The sequence below is a fragment of the Streptomyces graminilatus genome (assembly GCF_001418565.1).
Lineage (GTDB): Bacteria > Actinomycetota > Actinomycetes > Streptomycetales > Streptomycetaceae > Streptomyces > Streptomyces graminilatus.
This window is the reverse complement of sequence record NZ_LIQQ01000452.1, coordinates 1-3,419: the sequence shown is the minus strand read 5'-3', so window position 1 is coordinate 3,419 and position 3,419 is coordinate 1. Positions and strand designations below refer to the sequence as shown.

7 protein-coding genes are annotated in these 3,419 nt (G+C 71.1%); 5 read left to right on the top strand and 2 right to left on the bottom strand.

Features of this window, described 5'->3' with window-relative positions; all coding sequences use genetic code 11:
• From AOK08_RS32365 to AOK08_RS32355, 3 genes are all read left to right on the top strand, one after another.
• On the top strand, window positions 1-229 hold a 229-nt coding region (locus AOK08_RS32365; protein WP_157876880.1), incomplete at its 5' end, for a hypothetical protein.
• Window positions 226-468, top strand: coding sequence for a hypothetical protein (locus AOK08_RS32360; protein WP_055532729.1), 243 nt, complete (start codon window positions 226-228; stop codon window positions 466-468). The genes AOK08_RS32365 and AOK08_RS32360, both read left to right, overlap by 4 nt.
• Window positions 452-1,189, top strand: a complete 738-nt coding sequence (locus AOK08_RS32355; RefSeq protein WP_055532727.1) for a hypothetical protein — start codon at window positions 452-454, stop codon at window positions 1,187-1,189. The genes AOK08_RS32360 and AOK08_RS32355 overlap by 17 nt, the downstream gene beginning before the upstream one ends.
• A gap of 69 nt (window positions 1,190-1,258) precedes the next feature.
• Here the strand turns inward: AOK08_RS32355 and AOK08_RS32350 are convergent, their stop codons facing one another.
• Both AOK08_RS32350 and AOK08_RS47830 read right to left on the bottom strand, forming a co-directional pair.
• A complete protein-coding gene (locus tag AOK08_RS32350) occupies window positions 1,259-1,936 on the bottom strand; it encodes a hypothetical protein (protein ID WP_157876879.1) in 678 nt (225 codons plus the stop codon).
• Window positions 1,933-2,367 carry a helix-turn-helix transcriptional regulator gene (locus AOK08_RS47830; RefSeq protein ID WP_241827179.1) on the bottom strand — a complete coding sequence of 145 codons (435 nt, stop codon included), beginning with the start codon at window positions 2,365-2,367 and terminating at the stop codon, window positions 1,933-1,935. Before AOK08_RS47830 ends, AOK08_RS32350 begins: the two co-directional genes overlap by 4 nt.
• A 176-nt stretch (window positions 2,368-2,543) precedes the next feature.
• Here AOK08_RS47830 and AOK08_RS32340 point away from each other — a divergent pair, with 176 nt between their 5' ends.
• On the top strand, window positions 2,544-2,855 hold the full coding sequence (locus AOK08_RS32340) for a hypothetical protein (RefSeq protein ID WP_157876878.1): 312 nt from the start codon (window positions 2,544-2,546) through the stop codon (window positions 2,853-2,855).
• Window positions 2,852-3,262, top strand: a complete 411-nt coding sequence (locus tag AOK08_RS32335; RefSeq protein WP_055532720.1) for a hypothetical protein — start codon at window positions 2,852-2,854, stop codon at window positions 3,260-3,262. Before AOK08_RS32340 ends, AOK08_RS32335 begins: the two co-directional genes overlap by 4 nt.
• Window positions 3,263-3,419 lie beyond the last annotated feature (157 nt).

Here is a 3,419-nt window from a genome sequence, read left to right as displayed (position 1 = left end):
GACCGACGCTCTGGAGAGCCTGTTCGCCTGGGGCGACGCCCACGTCCGCGGCGGCCAGCAGGCGATGGTGGCGCGCCTCGCCGACGAGTTCGACCGTCCCCGGTTCCTGGTCCGCCGCCAGTTCTACGCGGTACAGCACGTCCTCGAGGCCGCCGGTATCGGCGACGGCTACGGCAACCTCACCGTCCCCCAGCCCGTGCGCCCGCCCGTCCCCACCCCAACCCGATGACCAGCCCGCCGCCCGGAACGGTCTTCCGCCTGCACCTGCGGCACCGGGTGTTCGACGGCTGGATCGAGCCGGGCGGCCAGGCCGTCGCCATCGAGGACCCCGAGTACGGCCTCACCACCTGCGCGCCAACGGTTGAGGATCCGCTCCGCGGCTACGGCGGCGGCCACATCACCTGGCCCGACCAGCACCACGAACCACCACAACAGCACGAAAGGGAACCCAGTGACCGAGACCGCTGAGCCCTCCACCCCCGCCCTTGCCCCGTGCGCCGCAGCCACCTGCCACCGCACCATGTACGACCACGAACTCAGCGACGGCCAGACCCTGTGCACGCCCTGCGTCAACACCATCGCGGCGTGGCTGACCGAGGAGCTCCCCCGACAGCTCATCGTCCTCGAGGCCTCCCGCCAGCGGGAGACCACCGGCTCCCGCACCGGCGGCCGTACGGTCCACCGCACCGCACCCCTGCCCGGCCGCGCCGACACACTCAACCTCCTGGGCCCCGCCGCCTGGGCCGACACCATCCACGACCCCTACGGCGACGCACACACCGACCAGCACGGCCCGCTCTCCATCACCGGCACCCTCACCCCCTGGGTACGCCTCATCGCCGAGCAACGCCGCTGGAACCCCCCGGCCACCCTCACCGAGCAGGCCCTCGCCGAATGGCTCGCCACCCCACGCCTCCTCGGATGGGCCGCCCGCCAACTGTGGGCCGGCGACCTCCGCGACGAACTGGCGGAGATGATGCGGGCCATCCGCAACATCACCCGGCTGCGCCCCCAGCGCCGCCCGGTCACCCAGCCATGCCCGCGCTGCGACAGCCTCACCCTCGTCGAGACCGACCACCAGCTCTACATCGAGTGCACCGAGGACGGGTGCGGAGGACTCTTCACACGGGACGAGCTCGCCCTCGCCGCCCGCATCCACCCCGACGTCCTCGCCCACAACGCCGCGTAGAGCGACCGCCGAAACGGGAGAGCCCCGCCACCCAGTCGAGATGGGGCGGCAGGGCTCTCCCGCGTTCGGCTACTCCGCCGTCAGCGGGGGCTCGTTCGGGCCAGCGATCTCGTCCGCGCGGATCGTGTGTTCGGCCGCGTCGCCGGAGAAGCGACAGAGGTAGTGGTCGGGAGCGCCGTCCCCGGTCCACCGGGCCGAGTCGACGACGGCCGTGCGTCCGTCGTGCAGCCGTACGGTGGATTTGGGTGGGTAACCGCCCGTGACCGAGATGACAGCCGCTTCCAGCAGGGACTGGGTCGCCAGGAAGGGGAAGCCCTGACTGGTGAAGTAGCCGTCGAAGCCGCGGTAGGCGTGGTGAGCCTCGTGCCAGTAGGCGTAGTTGACCCGGTGGTGCATTGCCCCGCCGCCACAGCTCCCGTCCTGGGACAGGTAAGTGATGTAGGGCTCTACTTTGTCCCGCCAATCCGGGAGGTGGAGGATGCCGAGGGCGGCGCGGTCGAGCGGGAGGTACACGGCGTCGATCGCGTTCAGATCGGCACGAGCCACAGCGGCGGCAACCTCATCCTCGTCCGGGAGCAGCCCGGGCTCGGCCCACAGCGCAGCCTCGTACAACAGGCTCAGGAAGCGCTCCGCCCTGTGCGCAGTGTGGCGCGTGTACCGCTCGCGCAGGAGCCACACCCGGGACTGGGGACCGCCGCCGGCCAGTCGCAGGTGGTACTGCAGCCGCCGACCATCCACGTCGCTCACTCCTCGGTCCACTCGGTCAGCTGCACACGCCGCCGCCGGACCAACGGTGTGACCTCCCACTCCGCCTTCTCGAACTCGGCCTGCCGCTTCGCGCGTTCGCTGAGGGTGTCGAAGGTGAGCAGCGTGCCGTCCCTCAGGCGCAGCCCGTGCTCCGTGGTCTCGGTGGCAGGAAGCCACGCACTGGTCGTCTCAGCGTGTTCGGTTGCCGCGGTCACTTGCACTCCTTGCTCGGGTGGGGAGGCGGGGTCCGTTCGCTTCTTCCCCGGCTGCTTCGGGTTGGCCTTGAAGAAGGCGTCCACCTCGCTGGCATTGAACCGGGGGCGTGTACTGCCCTCGCCCTCGACGGGCTGGGGGAAGCCGCCGGTCCGCCGGTACGTGTGGATCGTCTGGCGGCTGACCCCGTGCTCCGCCGCGATCTCGGTGACGGTCATCAAGCGCGGGCTCCCCTCTGTCTCAGGGCGTTTGGGCACGGCCACATCCTCCCCGAACCTCTTGACGTTGTAAAGAGGTTCTGTCAGTCTTGCGATGCGTCAACAGAACGGCCCCGACGGGAGCAGCAACTCCCGTCGGGGCCAGCCATCCACCTGCATCACCAGGAGGAATGACCGTGCACGACCTTACCCAGCCCGACCCCGTCGACGTAGGCCTCCGCATCCTCATCGACCAGCCCTCCTACGGCGCGCAGGTCCTGATCACCTTCGCCCGCCTCCTTGAGTTGGACGGCCGCGAGGAGATGACCGGCCTGGTCCGCGAGCGCGGCATCGACATCGCCGCCGACACCATCCTGCGCCTCCTCCCCGACGCCGTCTGCCGCGAGAGCCTCGCCCGCGCCTACGACGCGATGCCGGCCCTCGCCCTCGACGTCACCCGCGGCCAGTACGCCCTCCTCGTCCGCACCGCCGCGAGGGAGCTGGGATGACGAACGAGCCCCAGAACACGGACACCCCCACCGGCGCCGCCCCGGCCCCGAAGCTCGGCGACCCGGGCTACGACCACAGCAAGGCCTCGTGGTACCCGAAGCTCGCACGGGACATGACGGACGACGAGGTCAACGAGGCCCACGCGTACTACCAGTCGATCGGCGAGCTGTGGATGGAGAGCGAGTGGCTCAAGCGCCGCGGCCTCCCCCCGGACTACGGCAAGCCCGCGCTGACCAACCCGGCCCTCACCGACGCCGACGCGTCCACCGCCGAGCTCCTGGCCGCCGCCCGCGATGACTACGCCACCGCCCAGGCCCAGCGCGAGCCCCAACTCCCGCCCCTCAGCCCGGAACTCGCCGCCCTAGCCGCCGAGGCCGACCAGCTCACCGAAGGCGAGGACCAGTGACCAGCCTGCGTACCGCCGGCCGCGCCCTCACGTGCGCCCTGGCCGTCGCCGCCTTCTCCGGGAGCGTGGCCGCCTCGGTGTCGTACCTGATCCTCCACGACAGCCCCCTCGCCGACACCAGCCCCACCATGCCGTCGGCCGCCCGTACGGTCAGCCT